The organism is Paenibacillus sp. BT-177, assembly GCF_025846815.2.
Classification (GTDB): domain Bacteria; phylum Bacillota; class Bacilli; order Paenibacillales; family Paenibacillaceae; genus Paenibacillus; species Paenibacillus polymyxa_C.
Genome location: NZ_JAOYTP010000005.1, coordinates 68,655 through 94,274, shown reverse-complemented (window position 1 = coordinate 94,274; position 25,620 = coordinate 68,655). Strand labels below are relative to the sequence as shown.

General features: G+C 45.9%; 20 protein-coding genes and 1 riboswitch. Of the genes, 10 read left to right on the top strand and 10 right to left on the bottom strand.

The window, feature by feature from the left end; translation table 11 throughout:
- The first annotated feature begins 84 nt into the window (after positions 1-84).
- A protein-coding gene (locus tag OIU26_RS16650; protein ID WP_264217446.1) for an IS3 family transposase occupies positions 85-1,430 on the top strand; the annotation gives its coding sequence in 2 pieces (ribosomal slippage) (positions 85-472 and positions 472-1,430; 1,347 coding nt in all).
- 146 nt (positions 1,431-1,576) lie between these two features.
- Here the strand turns inward: OIU26_RS16650 and OIU26_RS16645 are convergent.
- Positions 1,577-2,488, bottom strand: a complete 912-nt coding sequence (locus OIU26_RS16645) for an arginase family protein (RefSeq protein WP_264217445.1) — start codon at positions 2,486-2,488, stop codon at positions 1,577-1,579.
- A 104-nt stretch (positions 2,489-2,592) separates the two neighbouring features.
- Between OIU26_RS16645 and OIU26_RS16640 the strand changes: the two genes are divergently transcribed.
- Positions 2,593-2,934 (top strand): winged helix-turn-helix transcriptional regulator, encoded by a 342-nt coding sequence (locus OIU26_RS16640; RefSeq protein WP_264217444.1) that lies wholly within the window; start codon positions 2,593-2,595, stop codon positions 2,932-2,934.
- A 384-nt stretch (positions 2,935-3,318) separates the two neighbouring features.
- On the opposite strand, the gene thiE is transcribed toward OIU26_RS16640, so the two are convergent.
- The 5 genes from thiE to OIU26_RS16615 form a co-directional block, all read right to left on the bottom strand.
- Positions 3,319-4,008, bottom strand: coding sequence for a thiamine phosphate synthase (gene thiE / locus OIU26_RS16635; protein ID WP_264217443.1), 690 nt, complete (start codon positions 4,006-4,008; stop codon positions 3,319-3,321).
- Entirely contained in the window at positions 4,005-4,835 is an 831-nt protein-coding gene (thiD, locus tag OIU26_RS16630; RefSeq protein WP_264217442.1) for a bifunctional hydroxymethylpyrimidine kinase/phosphomethylpyrimidine kinase, read from the bottom strand. Before thiD ends, thiE begins: the two co-directional genes overlap by 4 nt.
- A complete protein-coding gene (gene thiM, locus OIU26_RS16625) occupies positions 4,832-5,677 on the bottom strand; it encodes a hydroxyethylthiazole kinase (RefSeq protein ID WP_264217441.1) in 846 nt (281 codons plus the stop codon). The genes thiD and thiM overlap by 4 nt, the downstream gene beginning before the upstream one ends.
- Before the next feature lie 25 nt (positions 5,678-5,702).
- The gene (gene tenA / locus OIU26_RS16620; protein ID WP_013372733.1) at positions 5,703-6,392 is read right to left on the bottom strand and encodes a thiaminase II; all 690 of its coding nucleotides are present in this window, start codon (positions 6,390-6,392) and stop codon (positions 5,703-5,705) included.
- Positions 6,393-6,526: 134 nt separating this feature from the next.
- A riboswitch (TPP riboswitch) is annotated at positions 6,527-6,629 on the bottom strand.
- 70 nt (positions 6,630-6,699) lie between these two features.
- Positions 6,700-8,421 (bottom strand): NAD-dependent malic enzyme, encoded by a 1,722-nt coding sequence (locus OIU26_RS16615; protein ID WP_264217570.1) that lies wholly within the window; start codon positions 8,419-8,421, stop codon positions 6,700-6,702.
- 396 nt (positions 8,422-8,817) lie between these two features.
- On the opposite strand from OIU26_RS16615, the gene OIU26_RS16610 reads away from it, so the two are divergent.
- From OIU26_RS16610 to OIU26_RS16595, 4 genes are read left to right on the top strand one after another with little or no spacing between them, the layout of a single operon-like run.
- The gene (locus OIU26_RS16610; RefSeq protein WP_016818594.1) at positions 8,818-9,939 is read left to right on the top strand and encodes a glycosyltransferase; all 1,122 of its coding nucleotides are present in this window, start codon (positions 8,818-8,820) and stop codon (positions 9,937-9,939) included.
- 4 nt (positions 9,940-9,943) lie between these two features.
- A complete protein-coding gene (locus tag OIU26_RS16605; RefSeq protein ID WP_264217440.1) occupies positions 9,944-11,209 on the top strand; it encodes a transporter in 1,266 nt (421 codons plus the stop codon).
- Positions 11,193-12,419, top strand: a complete 1,227-nt coding sequence (locus tag OIU26_RS16600) for a glycosyltransferase family 4 protein (protein ID WP_264217439.1) — start codon at positions 11,193-11,195, stop codon at positions 12,417-12,419. Before OIU26_RS16605 ends, OIU26_RS16600 begins: the two co-directional genes overlap by 17 nt.
- Complete coding sequence (locus OIU26_RS16595; RefSeq protein ID WP_264217438.1) at positions 12,379-13,290, top strand: glycosyltransferase family 2 protein; 912 nt, start codon at positions 12,379-12,381, stop codon at positions 13,288-13,290. Before OIU26_RS16600 ends, OIU26_RS16595 begins: the two co-directional genes overlap by 41 nt.
- Here OIU26_RS16595 and OIU26_RS16590 read toward each other — a convergent pair.
- Positions 13,258-13,962: a response regulator gene (locus OIU26_RS16590; protein WP_013372727.1), complete on the bottom strand. Its 705-nt coding sequence runs from the start codon at positions 13,960-13,962 to the stop codon at positions 13,258-13,260. The two genes, OIU26_RS16595 and OIU26_RS16590, sit on opposite strands and share 33 nt — an antisense overlap.
- A 45-nt stretch (positions 13,963-14,007) precedes the next feature.
- Here OIU26_RS16590 and OIU26_RS16585 point away from each other — a divergent pair, with 45 nt between their 5' ends.
- The 3 genes from OIU26_RS16585 to OIU26_RS16575 are packed head-to-tail and all read left to right on the top strand — an operon-like array spanning position 14,008 to position 20,662.
- The gene (locus OIU26_RS16585) at positions 14,008-14,454 is read left to right on the top strand and encodes a hypothetical protein (RefSeq protein WP_264217437.1); all 447 of its coding nucleotides are present in this window, start codon (positions 14,008-14,010) and stop codon (positions 14,452-14,454) included.
- Positions 14,451-16,184, top strand: coding sequence for an ATP-binding protein (locus OIU26_RS16580; protein WP_264217436.1), 1,734 nt, complete (start codon positions 14,451-14,453; stop codon positions 16,182-16,184). The genes OIU26_RS16585 and OIU26_RS16580 overlap by 4 nt, the downstream gene beginning before the upstream one ends.
- A 50-nt stretch (positions 16,185-16,234) precedes the next feature.
- On the top strand, positions 16,235-20,662 hold the full coding sequence (locus OIU26_RS16575; protein ID WP_264217435.1) for a nucleoporin NDC1: 4,428 nt from the start codon (positions 16,235-16,237) through the stop codon (positions 20,660-20,662).
- Positions 20,663-20,703: 41 nt separating this feature from the next.
- Here the strand turns inward: OIU26_RS16575 and OIU26_RS16570 are convergent, their stop codons facing one another.
- A complete protein-coding gene (locus OIU26_RS16570; protein ID WP_013372723.1) occupies positions 20,704-21,399 on the bottom strand; it encodes a response regulator transcription factor in 696 nt (231 codons plus the stop codon).
- Between the two features lie 161 nt (positions 21,400-21,560).
- Between OIU26_RS16570 and OIU26_RS16565 the strand changes: the two genes are divergently transcribed.
- Positions 21,561-22,916 (top strand): sugar phosphate nucleotidyltransferase, encoded by a 1,356-nt coding sequence (locus OIU26_RS16565; RefSeq protein ID WP_264217434.1) that lies wholly within the window; start codon positions 21,561-21,563, stop codon positions 22,914-22,916.
- A gap of 191 nt (positions 22,917-23,107) precedes the next feature.
- Here OIU26_RS16565 and OIU26_RS16560 read toward each other — a convergent pair whose 3' ends face one another.
- On the bottom strand, positions 23,108-23,623 hold the full coding sequence (locus tag OIU26_RS16560; RefSeq protein WP_264217433.1) for a thioredoxin family protein: 516 nt from the start codon (positions 23,621-23,623) through the stop codon (positions 23,108-23,110).
- Between the two features lie 134 nt (positions 23,624-23,757).
- Positions 23,758-25,614: a beta-glucoside-specific PTS transporter subunit IIABC gene (locus tag OIU26_RS16555; RefSeq protein ID WP_058830499.1), complete on the bottom strand. Its 1,857-nt coding sequence runs from the start codon at positions 25,612-25,614 to the stop codon at positions 23,758-23,760.
- Positions 25,615-25,620: the final 6 nt, after the last annotated feature.

Genomic DNA, 25,620 nt, shown 5'->3' with positions numbered 1-25,620 from the left:
AGATGGACACTTTGAAAAAAGTGACCCACTTACGGGTCATTTGTGTTTTAATCAAACCATAAAGAGGATTGTGAGGTAAGATTCATGAGCAATAAGAGAGGTGCTTCCAAAATCTTTAGCGAACAAGAGATTAAACAGCTCGAGGCTAATCCAAATGTGCAAAAAGTGACGGACAAAACCATCACTTACGCCCCAGAGTTTAAGGTGGAAGCGGTAAAAGCTTATGAAGCCGGACAGACGCCGATGGATATTTTTCTTAGGGCGGGTTTTGACATCGACACCATTGGACACGAAAAGCCAAAGAAAAGCTTATATCGTTGGCGAAATATCTATGCTGCCCATGGAGAGGCCTCTCTTTTAGAGGAGCAACGAGGGAAAGGAAGTGTGGGCAGACCGCAGACAAACAACTTGTCCACAGAAGAAAAACTGAAGCGTGCCGAAGCGCGCATCAAGTTGCTTGAAGCGGAGAATGACTTCCTAAAAAAGCTCGAAGCGCTCGAAAAGCAGAAGATGCAGAGGAAACGTTGACGCCCTCCGAGCGCTATCAGATAATCAACCTCACGATCCGACAACATAGCCTAAAGCGCATGACACGCTACCTGTGCGAACTGTCTCACATCAGTGCAAGCGGCTATTACCGCTGGCTTCATGCCGAGGAGAGACGCCAGTTGCAAGCTCGCGCAGATGAACATGACTTAGCGCTCATCAAGATGCATTTTGATGCCCTACATGGCAAAGCAGGAGCATTGGTGATTAAAATGAGGCTTGAACGGGAAAATGGTGTTACTATGAACCACAAAAAGATCCGACGGATCATGCGAACGTACAAACTTGTCGCCACGATTCGGCAAGCTAATCCATACCGTAAAATGGCCAAGGCGACTCAGGAACACCAGACATGCCCCAACCTGCTAAAACGTCAGTTTGACCAAGGGGAACCAGAAAAAGTATTGCTCACAGATATCACCTATTTGCACTATGGTCACGGGCAGTGTGCCTACTTGTCTTGTGTGAAGGATGGGGCAACCAAGCAGATACTTGCTCACTATCTGTCATCTTCTCTGGAGCTCGTCTTGGTGGAGCGGACGCTGCAGTTGTTAATTGAACGGTTCGATGGCAATGTTCATCCTGAGGCCATCTTGCACTCTGACCAAGGCATGCACTATACCCACCCCAAAATTCGCCTTCTGGTCCGTAAAGCAGGCTTCAGGCAGTCTATGTCTCGGAAGGGAAATTGTTGGGACAATGCCTCTATGGAAACATTCTTCGGTCATATGAAGGATGATCTGGAATACAAATCGTGCGCAACCATTCAAGAATTACGGGCATGCATCGATAACTACATTGCTTACTACAACTCAGGCCGCTACCAATGGGCGTTAAAAAAGATGACTCCTGACGAATTCAGAAGCCATCTATTGGCTGCTTAAGCGGGCTTTATTCAAAGTGTCCTCAATTGGGGTCACAGTTCAAAATTCCAGAGGAGTCCTTCTTTTCACGTACTCTATTCAAACGGCCTCTCATAATTCCATTACGAAAATTAACGTCAAAATACATGCACAGTTCGTAAGTAGAATTAATTATTTAAAATAGGTATTTCTCCAAGCAGATTCTTTAAATTAATAGCATCCCACGGCATATGCTCGGTTATACCTAACCCAACTACATCAGTTTCTTCAGATAGTTCTTTAATCAGATGAAGTAGTTGAGGCATTTGCATGGTTCCCGCAGGAGAAAGATTATAGGGAGCTTCAGGGTTGGCGAATAATAAAGAACGAAATGATTTTGGATCAAGTACATCTAAATCAAGGTGAATCGCCAGGTGCTTGATGCCGCTTTCTGTAATCCACTCTTTTATTGATTCGGTACTGATCGTTAACTCTTTGGTTCCAGCAGTTCGAATCCCTAATCTTTGAATTACTTCAGCATCTGTTTCTATAATAGTAACACCTAGTTTTTGAAATGTTTCTGAAAATGCTTTTGTCTCTTCTTCTGTAGGAGCCGCTAACCCAGCGATAAAGACATTTTCAGGCTTAAGAGGAACTTTCACATGTTTTGCGAACTCCTCATCTCCTTCTCCTAATAGATTTCCAAGCGGTAATGTATGTCCGTTATCATAGCCTACATATCTAACTAAATCACTATGGGCATCGATCCAAATTAACCCTAATTCCCCGCCGTATCGTTCGTTTAAATAGGCAAACGGGGCCTGTTCGACTAAGCAGTCACCACCAAACATTACAATGCGATCTGGCTTATGAGCGTCAATGAGATGATGAGCAGCCTCTAATTGCTCAAGTAGCTGTTTTCTCCCATTCATACCGTTCTCGTTGTCAAGCGGAGTTCCATCATAAGCTTGAACCGGAACATGAATAAGGGGTTGATCATTGTCTGGGGCTAGCCAAGCCAGCAGTTCAGCTCCAAAAGAGTAGTTAGGATTGTTTCCTCCTTGCCATTGCGGCATTGAGAGGCGTATTGTTTTAGTCATATTTTCTCTCCTTTACTTCAAATTACGGTTAGTATAAACTGAACGCAAATAAAAACGTAGTACGCACTAATTTGATAGGTACTACCCGAAAGGATAGTGTGAATATGAGTATGGCTCAATTTAAAGGTAAAGTTAAAAATATTGAAGATACACCTTTTGGTTATACAGTGTCAGTAATTGGTGGTAAATGGAAAATGGTTATTATTTATCTTCTGGCCGAAAACCAAGTGGTTCGCTTTAATGATCTGAAAAGACAAATCGGAGCTATTACATATAAAACATTGAGTTCACAGCTAAAGGAATTGGAAGCGGATGGATTGGTGAACCGGAAAGAGTATCCTCAAGTTCCGCCTAAAGTCGAGTACAGTCTCACAGAAAAAGCGGAAACACTATTGCCTGTTTTGGAAGGGTTGTGTGAGTGGGGAACCAAAAATCAATATAATTAAGTTTCGTTTTCTAATTGCTTTCGAATGTTATAGGAATATTAGAAAAGACGATTGACATATATTTATAGTTAATCAGGTATTCAACGAGCTCAAGTGCACTGGGGATAGGAACGCTTAAAAATCAGTATCTTTTGAAGGATGTGATATTTTGACTATGGCAATTATTTTATTTGTAGCGAATATTCTACTTATTCTTGTTTCAATCGTTGGTATTGTTCTGTTCATGGGGATATTGTACAGGGGGTACATTTTGCTAGGATTACTTATTTCTGAGAAAAGGAACACAAGAATTCAAGCTGTAAAAGATTAATTTGTTACAACACAGAGCCTCATTTTTACTTTATTAGTGAAAATGAGGCTCTTGCGTGAACTATTAAAGGCACTTTATAGTTTTGGGGACATCCCCGGATGGTTGATGCTTAGCACTACCTTTTTCTTTAATTCCTCTGCAGCAGCTCGAATCTGTTCTGCCTGCGTCACGGCCGAAATTACCGCTACACCATCGGCACCCGCACCTACCACTTCCTGTACACGGTCTACCGTAATACCTCCGATCCCAACGATGGGCAGATCAATTCCTGCTTTGCGCATTTCATATAAAATGGCTGGACCCTGCACCGCATGAGCATCATCCTTTGAGATGGTGGGATAGATGGGGCCGACGCCGAGATAGTCCGCACCTTGCAGAATGGCTCGACGAGCTTCCTCAATCGTATGGGCGGAGACGCCAAGGATTCGGTTTCCGATCCGCGTACGCACAGAATCAGCCGATTCATCGTCCTGACCGATGTGAACACCGTCGGCGTTGAGCTCAAGAGCCAGCTCCACATCGTCATTGACGATAAAGGGGACACCAGCATGGTGGCACAGATTTTGTAGCTGACGCGCAAGTTCGAGCATAGGAACTCCTGTTAACGCGCTACGGCCCTTTTCCCGGAACTGGATCATGGTGGTACCGCCAGCAAGAGCCTCCTGCACGACCCGACTTGGTTCCGCGAGGCAGTTCACGCTTCCAACAACCAGATACATTTGTAAATGCCGCCGCATGATCTCAGGTAGTATTCGACCGCTCATTGGAGTATCTCCTGACGACGGCGGTAGGCCCAATGATTGGTTGGACCGTGTCCCTGGCCCAGATACAACGTATCCTCAATCGCCGCCTGAATGAAGGCTCTTCCATTCAAAATAGCTTCCGGTACAGACACGCCTTTCCCTAATTCAGCGGTAATCGCTGCTGAGAACGTACATCCTGTTCCGTGTGTGTGGACAGTTCGCACCCGCTTGCCGCCCAGCTCGGTGAAGGCTGTTCCGTCAAAGAGCAGGTCAACAACTTGACCGCTGTTTTCGCTCTCCTCATCATGGCCACCTTTGATCACAACGAACTTGGGTCCTAGGCTGCTAATATGTCTCGCAGCTTCGCGGCGATCCTTCATCGTACGAATGCTTATCCCGGTTAAGGCTTCCGCTTCCGGGATATTTGGTGTGACGACCAAGGCCAAGGGGAGCAGGTCGTCGTTCAAAGCCTGCACCGCTTCCGGTTGCAACAGCTTTGCGCCCCCTTTGGCAATCATTACAGGATCGACGACAACCTTTTCCCAGCCGAACTTTCGAATCTGCTCGGCCACAAGGCGGATGATGCCCGCGTCAAACAGCATGCCAGTCTTCAGGGCATCGACTCCAAGATCTGATCCTACAGCTTCGATCTGTTGCGCTGTTGCTTCCTGTGGCAGCGGATATACACCGTGAACTCCCAAGGTATTTTGTACCGTAATGGCTGTAATAGCCGACATGCCGTATACGCCAAGCTCCTGAAAGGTTTTGAGATCGGCTTGAATTCCGGCTCCGCCGCCGCTGTCTGAACCGGCAATCGTCAGCGCTCTCGGTACATGCACGCCTCTCATCGCGCACCACCTGCTGTAGTTGTTCCAGCTTCACGGATCGTGACATGCCCCTCCAGGGAACCAGTATGTAGTTTGGCAAGCTCGTCGAGAAAGGCTATTTGGAAGCTGCCTGGCCCCAGTTTTGCGGTATGTGCTGCGGCTCGGGAAGCTGCTGCACCGTAAAATGCCAAACCTGCTGTACCTGCGAGCAGCAGGTTGGATTCAATTGCTGCAAACGCACCCAACACAGAGGTCAGCAGGCAGCCTGTTCCGGTTACCTTCGTAAGCAGCGCGTCTCCGCCACTAATCAATCGTACTTCGACCCCATCGGTGATGACGTCCTCTTTTCCAGTGATGACAACCATGGTATGGAGTGTTTGCGCAGCCCGAACTGCCAGATCGACATTACTGCTGTCAGCACTGTCGCCTGCATCTACCCCTTTAATCTCTCGGACTTCTCCGATTAGATGGGCGACTTCGGCTGCATTGCCTCGCACTAGTGAGATTTTAACTTCTTTTAGGATCCGCAGTGCTGACTCGGTTCTAAAGCTCGTCGCTCCCGCACCAACCGGATCCAGCAGAACTGGAACACCATGAGCATTCGCCGATTGTCCAGCAATGATCATGGCATCTACCAGCTCGCGGTTCAGCGTACCGATATTTAACACGACGGCGCCCGCTATTTTTGCCATATCTGCTACTTCCTCGGGTGCATAAGCCATCACCGGGGAAGCGCCCAGCGCATACAGGCCGTTGGCTGTAAAGTTGGTGACCACCACATTGGTTATATTATGAACGAGGGGGTTGCTATTTTGTACCTTTGTCAGGAGATCCGAATAACTTTGTTCCCATATACTCATCATGTTTATCCTCTCTCATCTCTACTGATTATTCCAAGACCGTAGCGCGCATCTGGACGGGCCATTGTTCCTGCTTATAAGCCATATCCCAGAACATATATTCCAGCTGGCAGCTTAGCATAAAATGCTCAATCATCCGCTCTTGCTCGGCAGCCGTGGCGACATTCGCCCAAGCATCCACACGCTCGCGATATTTGGATGTTACATCTTCAATCTGGTTTCCATAGAAACAAATCCACTCATAGAATGGATGAGACTCGTCCGGTCTTACCTCATCCATTAGCCTGCGTCCAATCTCAAGATATGTCCAGGGACATGGCAACAGCACGGCCATGATTTCTCCAAGACTACCTTCATGTGCGACTGTCAGCATATGGCGGATATAATGATGAGCGGACGGAGCGAGTGGATATCCCTGCATCTCTTCATAGGTGACACCTGCGATAGCACAAAAGTTTTGATGTGGATGAACCTCGCTGTTGAGAATAAAAGAGATCTGTTCGTTAAATACAGCCATATCCTCCCGGCTTGTGCTTTTGGAGATCGCGATGCCGTAAATCCGCATGTAGGCGTTCAAATATTCAAAGTCTTGTTTTACATAGTGAATCAGCTGCTCCCTTGTTAAATTTCCTTCAGCAATACCTCTCACAAAGGGATGCTCATAAATGGCTTGAAAAATGCCATCCGCCTGCCGACGAAGTTCTTGCGAAAAACTCATTTCCCCACCTCCAATAAAAATGGAGAACAAGAAGTCCCGTAAGATACAATTCTCGGAACAACGCCAAAAAGCCGCCCCGAAAACTGGAGCGGCTTCAACATAGGTTCAATGCGCAAAAAACGCTTGAAACCTTATATACGAAGGCTCCACTTTCCTACGCTAGTACGAACTAGATCAGGTTCAAAGGGTCCAAGATTCATTCTTGTCTCAGCCATAGTGGCTCCCCTAGTGGACTTTCCTATTCTTTTGACTAATACTGTACATTCGTTCCTAGGTTATGTCAAACTGCTTTGATTCCGGTCAAGGATTAATGAGGGTGCTGGATTACACTTTCCACGGCTTTGACCCTTACATATTCCGGTTTCCACATCGCATCCCGAATGGCTTGTTCAATATCTGAAATGTGTGCCTGAGCTACCTGATCCTGAATTGCAGCCTTCGCTACCGCAACCGCAACCGCGAACGAAACATCACGTAATTTTCGGATATGGGGCAGCAGTGCACCGCCAAGTTCATTCGAATCTACGGCGTTGGCAACGGCATCAGCTGCTGCGGTAAACATAGAAGGGGTAATTCTTTTGGCCTTGACCACAATTGCGCCCAGGCCTAGCCCCGGGAAGACAAAGGCATTATTCGCCTGTCCAATTTCAAACTTCGTACCGTTATAGGTGACGGGCTCAAAGGGACTTCCGGTAGCAATCAATGCTTTGCCATCAGTCCATCGTATCAAATCTTCGGGTACCGCTTCAGCAAGGTTGGTAGGATTAGACATGGGCATAATGATCGGTCGTTCCACATGCTTTACCATTTCCTTGATAATCTCTTCAGAAAAGGCACCCGCTACACCGGAAGTTCCAATCAAGATTGTGGGTTTTACCTGACGGATGACCTCCAGCAACGGTATTTTATCATCTTCCGATCGGGCCCATGAGCTGATTTCTTCCTTTTTACGCACATATGGTTTCTGATAATCCAGTACATCTTCCATATCGTCTGTTAACAGCCCGCGATAATCATAGGCCCAAAATGCCTTGAATGAATCTTCTTCAGGAAGCCCGTCCTCGATCATTGCACCCCGTATTTGGTCGGCGTTACCGATTCCTGCTGCCCCTGGACCAAAGACAAGTAGTTTTTGTTCACGTAGCGGAGTTTTAGTGACACCTACCGCCGAAACAATCGCAGCTAATGTCACTGCTCCTGTGCCCTGGATATCATCATTGAAGGTGAGAATGTTTTGACCGTACTTCCCTATAATGTGTCGTGCGTTCACGCTACCCACATCCTCCCAATGCAAAAGCGCCTTCGGGAATTGTGTTAACGTTTTGCTGATAAAGGTATCAATAAATTGATTATAGGCTTCCCCGCGAACTCGTTTGTGCCGGTTTCCGATATACAGGGGATCATTCAGCAGCTTCTCGTTATTCGTGCCGACATCCAGTACAATGGGCAGCACCCGCCCGGGGTGAATGCCTGCCGCAGCTGTATATACAGCGAGTTTGCCAATAGCAATGTTAATTCCCCCGACACCCCAGTCACCAATCCCCAAAATACTTTCCGAATCCGTCACGACGATCAGGTCAACATCCTCACTACTCAAACCGGTATTATAAAACGCCTGTCCAATACCGTTCGGATTATCTATCGATAAATATACGCCCCCAGGGCGGTTGTACTCATGGCTGTATTCTTGAATGGCGGTTCCTACAGTCGGTGTGTAGACTACGGGCAGCATTTCACTCAAATGGTCGGTTAGCAGTCGATAGTAGAGTACGATATTTCGATTGTGAAGGTCGTTAAGTGAGGCATTTTTACGCAGCATGGTGGGTTGTGCCAAGAATTGCTGATATGCCCGAACGCTCTGTTTCTCCAATGAAAGGACAGTGGGAGGAAGAATTCCTTCCAAGCCCAGTTCTTTGCGTTCTTCTTCTGTAAATGCCACTCCTTTGTTCAAAAGAGGGTTTGCTAGCACGTCCTTTCCTCGTAAGGGAGTAGATAATGACCCATCACGATTGACATGGAATGCTTCCATAAAAAGACCTTCTTTCCCTGTATTTTGATAATTATTCATGATGAAAGATGACATGTTGTCCATAGTATGGACATGCAAATTGGTTTTATTCTTCTATTTATCTATGACAAAAAGACCATATATATATCTTCTTATTAATCTTATAGAACTAATTTAGTTTCGGATTCATCTTGTAATTCGCACGTTTATAGTCCTAATGAATCAGGTCGAAATACTCTGTCTTTATCAAATATGAAAATAGATTTTTCTTCTCTTAAATGTTTATATATCAAGGGATGTGAGCTATTTTGTTAAGAAAATATGAAGTATTTGGACATTAATTTAATCTTACTAAGCAAACATTTTTAATTCTTTTTCAACAAAATAGAATTATTCGAAGGAAAAGGAGAGGTTTGTGTGCAGGGACCTATAGCCATTTTTAGCGATAACAACAGGGCTATTGATTATCCCAATGTGATTTGTTTTTACCAATATATACAGTGCGAGGACACGGAGGAAGCTTCAGTCTACGAGGGCGCAAGTTGCTGCCTGATAGATTATAGGGAGCCGGGGCAAGCCGTGCGGAAAGCTAATCAGATCCGTAGCCAATTTCCGCAAATGCCATTGCTATTGGTGACGGATGTAACCTTTCCGTTCAGTGATCAGCATATGGTGCAGATTATCGGAGTAGGCCGATTGCGTCTGCTATTTTGGCAAGCCAATGATACCGAAGAAATACTTTCTGAAATACAAAGCTTGCTCTATCCCGAGTATTCGACTAAAAGCCAACATGTTGCATTCATCTTGTCTGTGTATAACGAAGAGAAACGTTTTGTTCATGTCAAAACCTTTGCTGAGCGACTGCAAGCCTTTATCCGCAGCCATATTATAGAGGGTTCGATTTATCTCATTGATGATGGTAGCCACGATGGCACGAATGCCTTGATTAAAGCGCTGGAGGCAGCAACGGACTTGTCCGTAAACCGGATTAACCAGAACTTGAGTCCACTGCTTCAAACAAGGGAATTGGGACGCAATACGCGCAAGGCAGGGACGTATCTGGAAGGAATGCGGACCATCGGTGCGGATTACTACGTATTTGTGGACGCGGACGATTCCTTTTTTATTGAGGATATTGCCAGAATGATCAATGTTGTTCAGCAGGGCTACTATGATGTTGTGATCGGAACCAAAGATATGACCGCCGAGAATCGTTCTTTATTGCGATCTATTGTTAGCTTTGGCAAACGGGTCGTTTCTCGCCCCTTTTTACCAACAGGTGTGGTAGATTCCCAGACGGGTCTTAAAGTGATGAGTTCGGTTGCCGTGAAGCGGATGTTTCCACATTTGAAGGAACAACTCGGACTGGCGCTGGATCTGGAGATGATGTTTATTGCCAAGCGACTTCAGCTCCGTGTGCTGCAATTACCCGTCAAATGCATTGACCGAGATGGCTCGCACATTCATGTCTGGAAAGATTCCATTCGTTTTTTACGCTCTATCATTGAGATTTGGCGACTGGATCGGCGGGTGAGATAACCACGTGAACAACCGACTGCGTTCGTTGATGTTTCCCCTCTTTAATGTGCTGCTTAACGGATTTAATTTTTTCTTCCACATTGCAGCGAGCTGGTATCTTACCGGACAAGCCTATGGTCAGGCGAACGCGCTGCTGGCCCTCTTTGCACTGCTGTCCGTTTTGGGCTTATCCATCCAGCTATTAACCGCCAAGCTGGTATCCAAGGGTGACAAGAAGCTTCCGCTACGCATCTTACCACTCGGTTCTCTATTACTAAAAGCATCTCTAGTGCTAACTGTGCTTGCCATGATCATTTTACTTTCCGTTCATCCGTTGCTGCACTCGCTATTGGGTGTTGAGTCTGGCCCGCTGTTCATGCTGTATGCCTTGATCGGATTGCATATTCTCGTGAGTTCATGTCGCGGAGATTTACAGGGTAGGGAACGCATGCTAGCGCTCAATGTGAATTATTACATTGAGGTATTAGGGAAACTGAGCCTGTTTTTTGTCCTGGCCGCACTAGGTTTAAAGCTAGAAGCGCTACTGTTGGCAAGTTGCGGAGGAATGTTGCTGTCGCTGCTTCACGGCTGGATCGTTTCGGCTCGTGGCTTATCCTTATCTACACACAGTGGAGAACGTATCCCTTCTGGGTTATGGAAGTCGCTAGGTCAGGATTTTACCGATAGCCTTATGACGAATTTATTCATTCTATTTTGTATCTCCATCGACATGTTGTATGTACAGCATTACTTTCCCGAGCAAGCCAGCAGCTATGCCATTGCGCTGAAGTACAGCCAATTGGTCTATTACGTTTCCTACAGCCTGATCGCGGCCTTTATTCCCAAGATCGGTGCGCAGGGGCATGACCGCCAGGCTTTGGGCAAGTTAATTGCCATCTATGCTGGGTTAATGGCTGTTGCTGCGCTGTGTGTATATGTGGGCACGACCTTTGTGTTCCCAACGTCTATTCCCATATTATTCGGAGCTTCTTACCAGTCAGCTGAGGTCTATATTCCATGGGGGGGTTGGGTGTACTGGCTATTTTCCATCGTGATGTTTTTTGTGCATGTGCACGTATTGGTGGGCAGACGCAAATTTATATTTAGTCTGGTAGCAGGAGCAGCTGTTTTAGTAGCTGCCTTTCATATGGCTCACACAGACCCAGTAGATTTTTTGCTGTCAGAGTTCATTGTTTATGGAGCAATGTCTCTCTATTTTGTGATAGATGCCTATATATATTTATTCAAAATAAAGATAAGGGGGGATTCACCCCATGAATACCATACCTGAACAGAACGGTAAAACCGTCGTTCTATTGCTTTCCTGGCGTGACATTCGTTCTCCGAAAAGCGGAGGAGCAGAAATTTTCACCCATGAAATGCTGAAACGCACACAGCAAGGCCGTTTTCAGTTCATTCATTTCTCACCCCAATTTGAGGGGATGCCTGAGCATGAAGTCATTGACGGTATTACGTATATTCGAAAAGGAAACATATACAGTGTTATTTATTATGCGATGCGCTATTACCGTCTTCATCGGCAGCAGATTGACTATGTAATTAATCAGGCGAATACGCATCAGTTCTTTACCCGATTTTGGGTGGAGGCCTCCAAGCGGATCTTTTTCATACACCAGCTAACAAGGGAAATATGGTATGAAAATGCTCGATTTCCGCTAAATATGATTGGATTTCATATGGAACCCCTGATGCTTAAGCTGGCTCGGAAGGATCGGACGCTCACCGTATCCCCGTCTACCCGGTATGATCTGCTTAAGCTGGGCTTTCACCCGGATCGTGTTCACCTTTTACCGGAAGGCATTGAGTTTGATCATTGGCCGCGTGAACAATTTTTAATGAAGGAGTCTAACCCGACCTTTATGTATGCCGGACGCTTCGTTAAATATAAAGGCATTGATCTGGTCGTTGAAGCCTTTGGGCAGCTCAAGGAAAAGTTCCCCCAGGCTATGTTATGGATTGCTGGAAAAACCGATAAAACCTATGTGACAGAACAATTATTACCGATTATAGAGCGGTATGAATTGACATACGGAGAACCGGATGAACAAGGACAATCCCAAGCCGATATTACCTTTTACGGATTTGTTTCAGCAGAGCATAAGCTGGAGCTGATGAGTCGTGCCCATGCGCTTGTGTTTCCCTCCCTGCGTGAAGGCTGGGGGTTAACGATTACGGAAGCGGCAGCCGTTGGAACACCTAGTATTGTCAGCAATTCACCCGGTCTGGTGGATGCGACGGATTTCGGAAAAAGCGGATATTTATGCTTTCACGGCGATATTCGAGGATTGTCTGAACAAATGGAAAGAGCGGCAGAGGGTGGCGAAGATTACATGGCCATCCGTGAGCGAGCGTACCAATATGCGCTAAGATTTCATTTTGATCATACAGCTGCCGCGTTTGAGCAGTTGATGGAGAATTGGACAGAGGAGGCGGAACAGAGTGGACAAAGTGGTCATTCTCTTCTCCACGTACAACAATGAACGTACGATAGAGCCTTGTTTGCGAAGCTGTATGGGGCAAAATTACAAGGATCTCCATATTGTAGTTGCTGATGATGGCTCCAATGACCGGACGGTTGAGACAATTCGTATGCTGTCAGCAGGAAGTTCGGTACCTGTAACGATACTAGAGCTTCCTCATGGAGAGCGGGGAGTTGCGAGGGTCCGGGCAGTTGAGGAAGCGAAACACTTGGGGGCTGAATACATATTTGTATTGGATTCCGATATGATTTTAGCCGAACATCTGATTCAGCAGAGCATCGACTTTTTTGACAATCATCAAGATATTGGCGCCTTGGTTGTTCCGGAGGAGGCATATTCGGAAGCAAATAATTTTTTTTCCAAAGTGAAAGTTTTCGAGCGGAATGTCATTAACAACGCGGGAGAGACCTTGGGAAAACGCTCTATTGAAGCAGCACGCTTCTGGCGAATGAGTGCTTACGAATCGACAGGCGGATTTAATGCGGAGCAGATTGCTTTTGAAGAAATACAGCCGACCTTGCGCTATATAGAGTCTGGCGGAGTCATTCGCCGGGCGGTTTTTACACGGGTATATCATGACGAAAAACAGGTATATCTGCAGGATGTATTACGTAAAAAAGCCTACTACTTCTCGGTAATGGATCGTACAATGTCATCTGAAGAGGGCGGATTGCGAAAGGCGCTGGAACGTTGGTACTTCTTCCGTCCGGTGTTGTATACATGGGGGAATGTGAAAAACTACATCCGCCATCCGCTGCTGACGGCAGGGATGTTGTGGATGTATACCTGCCTGACTGTGATTGGGGTAGCCGCCATGTTAAAGGGCGGCACCCGTCACTCAGGCGATCTCGCTAAGGCGGATAAGGCGTAACGAGGAATGACCGAGGGTCAGCGTATCCAGCGAGTACAAGTCGGGATCGGAAGATTCCGGCTCCTCATACGGTATATATAATGAATGCGGAGTTAACTGAATACCTTCACCGTCAGGATGACGCAGTGAGCAGCCGACAGGATACAGTTCAGCAAGTGCAATGTGTACGGCGGTTACGATATCTTGATCATTCAGCAGTACATACGGTCGGTACGGAGCATTCAAAATGCTGTTTATAAATACCGATAGGTCAGATGCGACGTTCTGGTTTGCATACAGGCTGTTTCGATTGAGCCTAGCCTGATCAAGCGCCTCATACAGTATCTTTTTTAGCGTATCATCATCCAGCTCCAGCGGTTTCGTTAGAAAACGGAACACGCCGACTTGATTAATGGCCGATAAAATAGACTGCGTATGCAGGTGACCAGATAAAATGATGCGTACGATATGCGGATAATCCTTCTTAATCATACGAAGGAACGTAATTCCGTCCAAACCAGGCATAAGCAGATCGGAAACGACTACATCAATCGGATACTTTTCAAGCACTTGCAGGGCTTCTTTAGGCGTGTGAGCGGTATGTAAGGTGAATGTTTCTTGCATCAATGTCCGTTCAAGCAGGGACAGAACCATTGGACTGTCGTCAACAAATAGAATGTTTTGGGGTGTCATAAGAACTGCGCAACTCCAATCAGGAAGTAAGAAATGAGGAACTACATGTATAATATCAGCGTTTTGGCATTTTTGAAAGATGTCAGTACAGAACGGGCGTTGCGTCTTTTTTGTGAACGATTTGATTCGGTTGAACATGCGCTCTGGGAAAAAGGGATGCGTCTTCTTCACCAATATCATGCTGCGCGACATACAGGAGTGACCTTGGCTGTCTCCAGCGCACTTCAGCATATGGACGACCGTCATGATATTTACGTTGTTGATTTGCGAGCATACAGCGAGGAAGATTTGGATCGCCTGTATATCGCAAAAACATGCGAGTTGATTCTGCTGACGGACGGGGCAACGGAAACCGCTGCGAGGTTTGCCGCACTCCAGCGTCGCACTCCCCGGTTGCTGTGCGCACGGCTACCGCTGGTCAGCTACGAGCTGGAATGCCTGATGCAAGCAATTTTGAGCCGTCTTGAACTAAATGGAGGGGCCAGGGCATGAAGCAATGGGCTTTGTTGAAACCAAGTTGGCAAAAGCTGATCCTGTACCTGATCGTCCTGTGTGTGACCGTGTTCTTGGCCGCTGTGCTACAATGGTTTGTCATGCGGCAATTCAGCGGTCAGTTGGCGGATATTCAGAATGAGCAGCTCCAGTACGAGGTACAGGAACTGTCTGGCAGCATAACGGAGCGTTATGCCGCATGGCAGGCTGAACTGAAGGAGCTTTCGTCCAGTCTGGGCAGAGATATGCTGAATCAGGGAACACGCCAGTACCCTGAGGGGTTTAAGCGTGAAAGCGGGTCTTTTTATGTGCTGGATGAACAGTATCATGTGATGGCCGGACGTGACAATCGTGAGATGAAGAGTGCAGTCCAGCAGATTAAATGGCTGCAAAATGGTTGTGCGGTAAGCTCTTCTGTGACTGAGGATCATCAGCCTGCCCAGTACATAGCGTGCAGGATTCAAGGGGCGCAGACGGGCGGTTTTATGGTGCGTACGGTTGACGCTGAAATGCTTAGTGGAATTATTAAAAGTAAGCCGGTGAATCAGCATGAGACTTTATTTTATAACGGTCAATTCAAGATCGTAGCTTCCCGAAATACTCCGGATATCAACCGGACGGACATCACGGGTGTAACCCGTAAGCTGCTGGAGGGCAATACGGGTATCGTTGAAGATCGTGGAGAGAAATACGGAATAGGATTCAGCCGCATTGGGGAAGAGGCCCTTTACATATCGGTTAAGGATATTAGTCAGGACACTGCCCAGCGAATTAGCTCCTTTCGCAAACAGTTGTGGATGGTGATGGCTCTAATACTCATGATTCTGTGGGCCATGCTCATCCAGTTCCGCAAACGGATTGTGAAAGATGCCATCGTGAACAATCAAGTGCGTGACCAGCGGCGGGATGAAGATATGCGACAGCAGCAGGACACGTATTATTTGCCGTTAATGCAGACGATTGAGCAGCAGCTGCAAGAGCTGCAAGAACAGACTAGCCGTCTCACGGGCGGCGATGATTTAAAGCTGTTGGGATTTTACCAAGATCTAGCCAACCGCTTTGAAGTGGCTTCCAGTCAGGGAAAAGGAGCATCTCATGAGGAACTGGAGTATTTCCGCGAGCTGAATGAAAATTTCATCCAGGGCCGTCTCAGACAGGAATCCTCACTTGGAGAGTTACTGACAGGTGTCCGTAGCTTACGTGATGAGCTGGAAGAGAAAATGCATGATAATAGTGGAATTAGCTTCACGGATATGAACGAGGTATTGTCCGAATCACTGAAATGGGCGAACCGTTCGCTGAATATGAAGCACATTCAAGTGATCATGCGGCAAGAGCCAGTTCCATCCATTGCAGCACAAGCACCTATGCTGTACAAAACGATTCAGGGGTTGCTGGAAAATGCAGTAGAGGCCATGAACCGAGATGGAGAGCAGCTGGAGGATCAGGAACGGGGCCGAACGGGCCTGCGGTCCAAGCGGCAATCTCATATGCTTAAGGTTAGCTCACGCCTGGAAGAAGCTGAAATTATGATTATCATTGAAGACACAGGCGGCGGGATTGATGATAAGATGCGTTGGAGTTATTTCCAGCCGGATTATTCTCAAAATGCGCAGGAGCATACGTTCAGCCTGTATCATATGGATGCATATCTGAAGACTATAGGTGGTCGCTTAAAGCTGCGTAATACCGATCAGGGATTGCAGGCCATCGTTCATTTGAGAAGATAGGTCCTAGATAACCAACAGATACACAAGAAGTTCAAGAGAGGGGGACAAGCATGAAAAAGTGGATATTTCGCTATCGCTACGATATGGCGGCAATCATATTGATGCTGGTTGCGATCGTTGCGTATCTTGCCCCCATCTATGGACCAGGCCAAATCGTGTTCAGTGACATTGCCTTTGGAGCCACCTCTCATCGGTATCTGGAGGAAATAACCGGGGTATGGAACGAACGATGGTCTACCTCGACTCTGTTCAATGCTCCACGCATTCTGTACATCTTGCCTTTCTATGGACTTTCATTATTATTTGACGAAAGCGGCCCGGTCTTGCTCAAGTCGTTTATCACAGGCTTGTTATTTGTTTCAGCATTTTCGATGTATGCCTTTGCCAAGCGACTGGTCAGCGTGTATTATTCACCAAGCTTTACGAAAACCCGTATTTTTGCCATTGTGGTGGGTTCGTTGTTTTATGCACTGAATCCGTGGGTTATTTTTCGCATCCAGCATATTTATTTGCTTTGTGGCTATAGTTTGTTTCCGTTAATGCTGCGATTTTTTTTCAGTGCGGTGGACCCCAAGTTTCAAATTCAACAAATTAAAAACTATCATCCCCATAAATTGTATCAGCGGAACTGGATTGACCTGTTCCTGCTGGCTGCAGTATTTACCGTGAGTGCTGCGGCCATTCATTATTTTTTCTTTGGGATGATTTATTTGGGATTGTTCACCATGTTGCTCCTGCTCAAACTGACCTGGACCCATCGTAAGGCAGGGCGCGCCTATTTACAGCCCTTATACGGTAATTTTTTGCGTAAAGGCATGATTTTTGGTGTGTTTTTCGGTCTGCTCAGTTTTTATTGGTTGTCCCTGTATGTAGGCAGCATGTTGATGGACGCTCAAGCGTCTCAGCATAATATCAACGTCGTGGATACGTTGTCTCTATTCAGCCGTAACAGCAGTTTATATAATGTGGGTTATTTACTGAGCTATTGGTGGCCCATGTTCTCGTTTTCCTCGCTGCCTGCGATGTTTTATGTAGGTGGGGGATTCTTGTTGCTATTGATCGGGTACGCGATGGTGACACGTTCACATAAAAATCCGATCATTCTGATCTTCTCGCTCCTTACGCTGTTATTTATGGTTGCAGCGACTGGAACGACATTTCCGTCTATTGCCAAGTGGTTTGTCATTCTGGTTACGAAAACCCCTGTGATTGGTTCGGTTTTCCGTGATCCTAACAAATTTATTGGACTGCTCTCCCTTAATTTCGGAGTGTTGCTGACCTTTGGCGTCATTCAATGTATGGAATGGTTTGGATCGTCACCGCTACAGCGTGGGTATAAAAAGCTGGCGGTTGTTATCGTCGTTTTGTGCCTGGGCGTGTATTTGGCTCCCTTGCGTACGCAGTTCATTGAGGGGTATTACAAGCCGGTACAAGTGCCGGAGGCTTATAGTCAAATGGCTGAAAAGCTGACTGACTCAGATCGTTTTGACAGCAAGGCACTGTATTTTCCAATTGCTGATAATATGATTCAAAGCTATAACGGAGTAGCGACGCCCAAATGGAATAAAGGAAAGACGGCAACCGAGAAGGCGACTGGAGATTTTCAGGTATACTCTTCTCCTAAAAATACGATCTTTCATCATGAAGGCAATGATCCCGGTATTACATACTATATGAATTTTCTGCAGTATGTTATGGACAACGGATTAAGCTCGCGATTAGGCTGGCTATTCTCTACTTTTGGGGTCAACCAGTTGGTCTACCATGACGAATATGAGGGACAGGAGAAGCGGCAGGATTTCCACCTGTCTCAGCTGGAAGGTCAGACCGGGTTGAAACGTACGTATAAGAACGACTTATTTTCCATATTCAATCTTGATCAGGCACCGCCCTATATGAATATCCTTGCAAGTAAAATTGTGACACCTTACGGATTTAGCCGGCTGGAGAGCTATAGTCATTTGCCTGGTTTTGATTTCAGCCGTTTTGGAGTGCTGTTCAGCGCGTTAAAGCCTGAGCTAAACGCCATTCAGACGATCAACAAGGGGGATTATGTGGAGGCAGCCTCCTTCAATGACTTGCTGTTGTCACAGCTCCCGGCAGAGGATTACTTGCGGCCTTTTGATGCGATTGAGGATGGCAATGCTTTTTTGAAATGGTCCAAAACTTTTGCATCAACCAACGATTGGTTGTGGTATTTATCCTCCCAAAATATACGGAACTTCCCGTTTGATATGGAGATGGATGCAGGGATTGCAGTCACCTTCGCCAGTAAGAAGCTGGATGTAGCACCGTATCAGATGAGCAGCATTGAAGGGAATACGGTGCTGGATTTTGACTCTATGCTGAGAACGGAAACCTTTTTCAAGCCTGATAATCCGCAGTTGTTCAGTGTGCAGGCTAACCCCCGAGAGGAAACAAACGATTTGCCGACTCTGCATGGCGAGATTATGAAGGGAGATCCGAGTAATATATGGCAGGTCGCCAGATCTGGATTGCTAGAAGCCAAGGAAAATAATCCATATCAGTTCCACATCACCGTTTCTGGCCGTGGGACGAACAAAATGCATGTAAAAATGAGGTTTTATGATAAGCAAATGCGTGAGCTGGGGGTCAGCTATGTTGTGGCACCTTCAGAGGGCTATAATTTTGACAGTGTAAAATTTTACGGGGAATACGTTTCACCACCTGGTAGCTATTGGATGCGAATGGATTTGTTAACCCTCCAGCGTCCGCAGCAAAAAAATTACTGGTGGATTCACGATATTCAGCTGCGTGATTTGGGGCAATACAGTAAGCCTAACACGTTTACGATGCATAAAAAGATGGACCAGCCTCAAACCTCGCATGTATATGCTAGAGTGTTCATGAATAAGGCAGGCGGGAAATTGCAAGTCACACTGCCGGATGGAGTGACTAACATCAAGACCCATGATGAGGGATTAAACCAATTCCAATGGGTCGATCTGGGAGAACATGTTTTTCCAAAAGGAGATAACCCAGTCACGGTTAATAACCTGCAAGGCTTTAATGCGGTCAATCAATTTGCGATTGTTCCTGTGGATCAACTAGATCGGTTATCTTTTCCGGTGGAGCAGGCATTGAAGCGGGGCAAGCTCTTTTTCACCTTGGAGGCAGAAAACGATTTTAATGCTCAAGGGAATGTGCAGACGGAACGTGCTTTACCAAGACTTAGTATGGGACGGGGAATCAGTTACCAAAAAGGGACGTTAAGCAGAGAAGTGGAAGTCGCCAAAACGGGAACCTATGCCACAGCTATTTTGGCTAATTTACCTGCCGGATATGAAGGATCGTTAACCATGAAATGGAAGAATGAAGAGACTGGAGAGGTGCTGACCAGAACGATTCGTACGGAGGACTCTTATAAGCGATTACCCGCTACCTCTTTATCCGAAAAGCAGGTTATTGAAACGGTGCCCAACCAAGATAGCTTTGCCAAGAAAAGCATACAAATTCCTGGCCTGCTGAACGACTATGGCCGAGTCGAATTTAAAAATCTGTTCTTAACCAAGGGAAAATATCGCTTAACCCTTGCCCTGGACAGTCAGGTGCCGTCATTGAGCCATTTTACAGATATTCATCGAATGGACGGGCAGGAAGTGACGGTAATGCCTGGGCAGGACACGAAGGAATCATTGGGCTCGGAAGTTGGATGTGTAGCAGATATTCGGCCTGGTCAGACGAATCTGTCCATCCAGGACAAAGAACTGTCTATCCGTTACGCACCTAGCTATTCCTGTGACTGGAATATTTATGCGTCCAAAAAAATGAAGGCAGAGCCGCTGCAAGAGTACGTGGTGCAGTTGGATGCGCGATCAGAACAAATTGGAAGTCGGCACATGAAGGTCATTTTCTTAAATAAAGCGTCCCAGATTCTTCAAACCTCCTATATTGATGAGGTAGAGGAGAGAGATAAGGAGCAATGGAATCATTATGATCAAATAGTGAAGGCTCCAGCAGGAACCGCCTTGATGCAGTTTCAGATATTGGCGCATGCGCACAAGAAGCAATCAGGCTTATTTCAAATGAGGCAATATTCCATCATCCCTTATCAAGCGATGATTACAGTGGATCAATTTACGCTGTTTGAGGGAACGGATATGGAAACCTTTTTTATGGCACCACACGCTTCGGAAAGCATTCAGGCTACTCGTGAAAATTCCATGGAACGCAGCTTTACACTATATAATCCAATGCATCAGCAGGTGCTGATCCGGGAGACAGAATCACCCAATCCATTATGGGAGTTCAGGCTGGGTAGCGAAAATCAGCGAGCACGTCTGTCTGTGAATGGAGTAACGACCGGATTCATAACGAATGGCAGCGGAAACGGTAAGGTTGTCATTATTCTGGCTTCAGCCTACCGTTTTGGCTGGGTATTGTTTGTCATAGGGATATTGGGTGGAGCAGCTTGTTTTCTTCCTTATCGGCGATGGACAAAGCGGAAGCTTCCATAAGAAGCAAGCTGCCCAGAGGGAACCAGACCGTTACTATACGGCTACATCTCGTATTTGTAGCCTCTGCCCCAAACGGTACGGATATGCTGAGGATTTTTAGGGTCACGTTCAATTTTTTTGCGGAGGCTGGAGATATGTACGTCGATGGTACGATCCAGATAAGCGCCATCGCCGCCTTTGACCCGATCCATCAATTCGCTACGGGTAAAAACTTTCCCTGGATTGCAGGACATCTCTTTTATAATAGAAAATTCGATGTGAGTAACTTCGATTTCCTGGTCATCGACCAACAGGCTATGACGGTAATCATTCACCCAGACTCTTACCTTTTTAAGCTTTTGGGTTATCGTTGGTGTCTCAGTGAGCATGTTGCTGCCACTGCGGCGCAGCAAGGCTTTGATGCGGGCGTTTAACTCTCTCAGACTGAAGGGCTTGCATAAAAAGTCATCCGCTCCGTCGTCTAGAGCCTTTATTCTTGTGTTCAGCAGGGTGTTATTAGAGATGACGAGCACAGGAACCGTAGTAAATTGGCGGATGTGGCTGATCAGCTCACATTCGACTTTACCGGAAAACATTAGCGCGGTCACAATAATGTCCGGCTTAAAGTGCATTAATGTAGGAATTGCGAGTTTACAATCATAGATTAGTTCGGTATGATAGCCTTCCTCTTGAAGATGAAGAGCAATCATATCAGCCAAACTTTTTTGACCTTCAATGATGAGTATTTTTGTAGGCATGACAGACATCTCCTGTACGGACAAAGATACAATTAACATTGCATAACTATGTATGTTCTACGATGTTACATACTTATGTATTCGGCAAAAGCACGAAAAGCAAACAGTCCTATAATGTAAGGAAAATATGAATTTAAAGGAAGAAGGTTGCATCTTTGCGAATGATTTTATTATCCGGAGGTTCGGGTAAACGACTATGGCCCTTATCCAATGTGAACCGCCCCAAGCAGTTTCTTTCCATCCTACGTCATGACGAGCGACCGGAAAGTATGCTGCAACGGATATGGAGACAGTTAGATGAAGCTGATTTGGCAGATCAAGCTTATTTTTCTACGAGTGGAACTCAGATCGAACTGATTCAGGGGCAAATTGGCGGAGACGCTGTGGTGATTGAGGAGCCGACTCAGCGGGATACCTTTCCGGCTATTTCCCTGGCTACGGCTTACTTGCATGACGTTGCAGGCGCATCACGCGACGAAATCGTAGGGGTCATGCCGGTGGATGGCTATGCGGGGGATGAATTTTTCGAGCACCTGCGCAGGCTTCCTTCGATATTAGAGCAATCAGGAAGCCATATCGCATTGATGGGGGCTGTTCCAACTGAGCCCTCGGACAAATATGGATATATTGTGCCTTCATCTCCTTTGTCTGACCAGGAATATTATAGAGTGAGTTCATTTGTAGAAAAGCCTGATCTGATTCGCTCCGAAGTATTGATCCGTGAAGGAGCGTTATGGAATTGCGGAGTGTTTGCTTTTAGACTCGGCTTTTTATTGGATGTGCTGACACAAATGGGTTTACCAGCCGATTATGAAACACTTTCGACAAATTACGCAGACTTGCCTAAAACCAGCTTTGATATTGCGGTAGTAGAACACACTCGTAAGCTCTCCGTGCTCCCATATCATGGAGAATGGAGAGATTTAGGAACATGGGATTCGTTGGTGCGGGAAGTGAGTTCAAAGCTGAGCGGTCCCGGATATATTTCAGAAGCATCACATGACTCGCATATCATCAATGAACTGGAGATTCCGGTCAGCATCTGGAATGTCCCAGACATTATTGTCGTTGCTGGACCGGATGGCGTGTTGGTTACGGATCGACAATCATCAACGGGGATTAAGGATATGGTAGCAGAAATTGAAATTGGACCGCGTTTTGAGGAGCGCTTTTGGGGTAAGCAAACGGTCTTATCCCATCAGCAAGCAGCAAGTGGGTTACAAACGGTCACCAAACGGGTTGTCATTTCGAAGGGGAGATTTATCAGCTATCATGAGCATCAGTTTCGAAAAGAGGTTTGGACCATCGTTTCAGGAACCGGAAGCGTCTGTATCAATGGGATGACACAGACCGTCAGCCCTGGTATGGTCATCGTTGTAGAACCTGGTACCAAGCATTTTATAGGTGCAGTAGAGGGAGATTTGGAATTCATTGAGTCACAAATCGGACATATCGTATCCGAAACGGATATTATTCGATATGAATTTCCCGATTCGATTGATGCTCGTACTGTATAATCGCCTGCAATATAGGAACGGATGGGTGTAAACAAGGCTTTCCGAAGCGAGTGAAGAGCGCTAGGAACTATTTTTAATCAGCTTGATGATTTGGACATTCTTAATAAAAGGTATTCATGCGTTGTTCGCTTGAATACCTTTTTTGCATGAATAACTCGTATTGTTCTTAATGAATTGGATAGGAAAGAGGCTTATAAAATGAGTTTTTTGGAGGTTAGCCACTCTTTTACGGCATCTGTACTGAGGTCTCTTTTCGGCGTCCATTCTATTTTATCCACCAGCTTGCCGTTTCTGAATTCTGCAATCGTGGGGGTGTATTTTACGTTGTAATCTGCTTTGAATTTATTCCATTGGGCTTTGTCCTTATGAATTTTGTGAACGTTCAAAAACGTAATTTTGGAGCCCAGATCATACTGTTCGATCATCTTGTTAAAGTTAGGCTCAAATCGGTTGCAGTCGCCACAACTGGGTCTGCCAACATAAACAAATACACTTTGATCCTGCTGAATGAATTGTTTAAAACCATCAATTGTAACCGCATTCAAGTGGTCATATATTTCGGGGTAATTGCTTTTGCTCGCTTGGATCTCTTTATCTTTCTGCTGAACTACCCGCTCTAGGTCTTGAAATTTAACTACAGCTGAAATAGCGATACCAATGATAAGCAACACAATGACACTTAACCCGGCGATATATCCTTTTTTCACAGAAATCCTCCTTTTTTTACAATCTCAAACTTACAATATATGATATTTCCGTTTTTCGCTGTAACACTTGTCTCATGATGTATAAAAAAGAAGCTTTCCATTAGGAAAGCTTCTTTTAGTCTGAAAGTTAAACGTTAGACTACAACAGTCAATAAGTAATCCTCACGTTTCACTTCAGTTTCCATGGTGTTCAGTACATCCAGGTATTGAGCGGAATTGGTTACGATGATCGGCGTAGTCGTTGTATAGCCTGCCGCCTTAATTTGTTCGATATCAAATTCAAGCAACAACTGCCCTTGCTTCACCACATCACCCTCTTTGACGCGCTTGTCAAAGAATTGTCCTTTCAGCTTCACCGTATTAACACCAACGTGAATCAGAATTTCTGCTCCGTCATTGGAAGTAATACCGATGGCATGTCCGGTCGGGAATACGGTCGTAATCGTTCCGTTAACCGGAGATGTCAGCACACCCTCTGTAGGATCGATCAAGATTCCTTTTCCCATAGCGCCTGAAGCAAAAGCAACATCAGAAGATTGTTCCAATGGCAGCACTTTACCTTGCAACGGACTTACGAGGATTTCCTTTTCGATTGTTACTTCTTTTTTTACGGGTGCTGTTTCTGTTTTTGCAGCTTCTTCTTTTGGATCATCAAAGCCCAAAATCATAACCAATACAACTGCGAGTACAAAGGCAACAAGTAAGCCGAGGACAACCCACAAGAATCCAGCTCCAAAATAAGTTGGAAGCGCCAGTAAACTAGGCAGGGAGAAGGATTTTGCAGTCGCTCCACCGGAAGCGATAATCGCGCCCCCAATACCACCAGAAATACAAGCATAAATGAACGGCTTTTTCAATTTCAAAGTTACACCATAAATCGTAGGTTCAGTAATCCCGAATACAGCTGCCAGTGTAGAGGAACCAGCCAAAGCCTTCATTTGAGTATTTCGTGATTTCAGGAATACCCCCAGTGTTGCACCAGCTTGAGAAAGTACGGCTGCTGTAAGCATTGGAAGCATCGTGTCATAACCCAATGTTTGAATATTGGACAGCATAATAGGAACGAAACCCCAGTGTACGCCGAAAATAACAAATACTTGCCAGAATGCCCCAGCAACAGCCCCGGCGATCAATGGGCTTAAATTGTATACCCATGTAAAACCGTTCGCCAAGCCTTGACTAATCAGGTTACCGACTGGACCAAAGGCCAAAAACGTCAATGGAACAACGACCAGCAGTGATAGCATAGGTACGATAATGTTTTTAACTGATTGATGAACAAAGGAATTAAACCAGCGTTCCACATAGGATTGTACCCATACCGCGAGAATAATTGGGATTACACTGGAACTGTATTTTATCAGAATGATTGGAATCCCGAGAAAAGCCAGTTTTGCCGGATTGTCCACCGCTGCAATAACATCCGGGTACACGAGTGCTCCAGCAACTGCGACTGATACAAAGGCATTGGTCTTAAATTTACGGGACGATGTAATAGCTAGGAATATAGGCAAGAAATAAAATACGCTGTCCGAAGCGGCATTCAGAATGAGATACGTACCGCTTGCAGTATCAATCCAATGAAGCGACGCAATTAAGGCCATAATCCCTTTGAGCAAACCTGCTCCGGCAAGAGCACCCAAAAGAGGGGAGAAAATGCTGGAAATGATATCGACCGCTTTGCCGAGAAAATTCGTTTTTTCGGAAGATTCTTCTTTTTTCGCATTTGGATTATCCGCATCCTGCAGATTTGTTTCTGCCATCATATGCTCAAAGACTTGGCCTACATTGTTACCGATGACCACTTGGAACTGTCCGCTGCTTTCCACCACTGTAATGACACCAGGCGTAGCTTCCAGTGCAGCTTTGTCCGCTTTTGTGCGATCCTTTAATTTAAATCTCAAGCGTGTAGCGCAATGAAATACCGAATTGACATTCTCTTCGCCGCCAACGAGAGTCACTATTTTTTTGGATAGCTCTTTATCACTCATGTTCAG

Excerpts from the sequence above, each read along its gene's own strand:
- OIU26_RS16645 (WP_264217445.1), bottom strand. The coding sequence starts at position 2,488 with ATGACTAAAACAATACGCCTCTCAATGCCGCAATGGCAAGGAGGAAAC.
- OIU26_RS16640 (WP_264217444.1), top strand. The coding sequence starts at position 2,593 with ATGAGTATGGCTCAATTTAAAGGTAAAGTTAAAAATATTGAAGATACA.
- thiE (WP_264217443.1), bottom strand. The coding sequence starts at position 4,008 with ATGAGCGGTCGAATACTACCTGAGATCATGCGGCGGCATTTACAAATG.
- thiD (WP_264217442.1), bottom strand. The coding sequence starts at position 4,835 with ATGAGAGGCGTGCATGTACCGAGAGCGCTGACGATTGCCGGTTCAGAC.
- thiM (WP_264217441.1), bottom strand. The coding sequence starts at position 5,677 with ATGATGAGTATATGGGAACAAAGTTATTCGGATCTCCTGACAAAGGTA.
- tenA (WP_013372733.1), bottom strand. The coding sequence starts at position 6,392 with ATGAGTTTTTCGCAAGAACTTCGTCGGCAGGCGGATGGCATTTTTCAA.
- OIU26_RS16615 (WP_264217570.1), bottom strand. The coding sequence starts at position 8,421 with ATGGAAGCATTCCATGTCAATCGTGATGGGTCATTATCTACTCCCTTA.
- OIU26_RS16600 (WP_264217439.1), top strand. The coding sequence starts at position 11,193 with ATGAATACCATACCTGAACAGAACGGTAAAACCGTCGTTCTATTGCTT.
- OIU26_RS16590 (WP_013372727.1), bottom strand. The coding sequence starts at position 13,962 with ATGACACCCCAAAACATTCTATTTGTTGACGACAGTCCAATGGTTCTG.
- OIU26_RS16585 (WP_264217437.1), top strand. The coding sequence starts at position 14,008 with ATGTATAATATCAGCGTTTTGGCATTTTTGAAAGATGTCAGTACAGAA.
- OIU26_RS16580 (WP_264217436.1), top strand. The coding sequence starts at position 14,451 with ATGAAGCAATGGGCTTTGTTGAAACCAAGTTGGCAAAAGCTGATCCTG.
- OIU26_RS16575 (WP_264217435.1), top strand. The coding sequence starts at position 16,235 with ATGAAAAAGTGGATATTTCGCTATCGCTACGATATGGCGGCAATCATA.
- OIU26_RS16570 (WP_013372723.1), bottom strand. The coding sequence starts at position 21,399 with ATGCCTACAAAAATACTCATCATTGAAGGTCAAAAAAGTTTGGCTGAT.
- OIU26_RS16565 (WP_264217434.1), top strand. The coding sequence starts at position 21,561 with ATGATTTTATTATCCGGAGGTTCGGGTAAACGACTATGGCCCTTATCC.
- OIU26_RS16555 (WP_058830499.1), bottom strand. The coding sequence starts at position 25,614 with ATGAGTGATAAAGAGCTATCCAAAAAAATAGTGACTCTCGTTGGCGGC.